Origin of the sequence: Caballeronia sp. LZ024 (assembly GCF_031451455.1) — a bacterium.
Taxonomy (GTDB): Bacteria; Pseudomonadota; Gammaproteobacteria; order Burkholderiales; family Burkholderiaceae; genus Caballeronia; species Caballeronia telluris.
Window position 1 is genome coordinate 1 of sequence record NZ_JARUXL010000052.1, and the last position, 551, is coordinate 551.

At 61.9% G+C, this 551-nt stretch carries 1 protein-coding gene; it reads right to left on the reverse strand.

Annotation, left to right across the window (positions count from 1 at the left end; all coding sequences use genetic code 11):
* Positions 1-551: type VI secretion system Vgr family protein (locus QCE48_RS31700; RefSeq protein ID WP_309794496.1), on the reverse strand; the 551-nt coding region annotated here is incomplete at both ends.

Below are 551 nucleotides of genomic sequence, written 5' to 3' on the forward strand. Positions count from 1 at the left end.
TCCTGCATGTCCAGTTGCTTGCCGCTCGCGCCGGGACGGTCGTAGGTGGTCACCATCACGCCCTTGCCTGCGCGAAGCACTCCCCAGCCCGATGTTCTCGCCTCGAAGCCTTCCCCCCTGTATTCGAGCTTGCTGTTCACCAGATAGCCGAGATTGAGCTGCGACTTTCCCGAATGCTCTGTACTCAGCTTGATGCCTTCCTGGCCCGCCCAGTCCTCCATGCGCAGCTTGTTGTTGCTCTGCGTGCGGATCATGTTGCGCGACAGCCAGCGCCGGTCATTCGTCACCAGGTCGCGCGCCTGGCTGTGATGATGGAAACCGCTGATTTCAGGCTTGTCCGGGTCGCCGTCGCGACAGGTAATCACCGCTTCGTCATTGTCCAGCGCCGGGAAGTGCATCCCGGTTTGCCCCTTGCCCGCGAACGGCTTCGCCAGGCGCAGCGGCACACTTTCGCCGCCGTTGGGCCACGTCTCGAAATCCGAGTCGAAGCGGACGATATAACGCCCGTCCTTGTCGATGTACGAGTAGGCGTAGCTGTCCGGGCTGCAAAT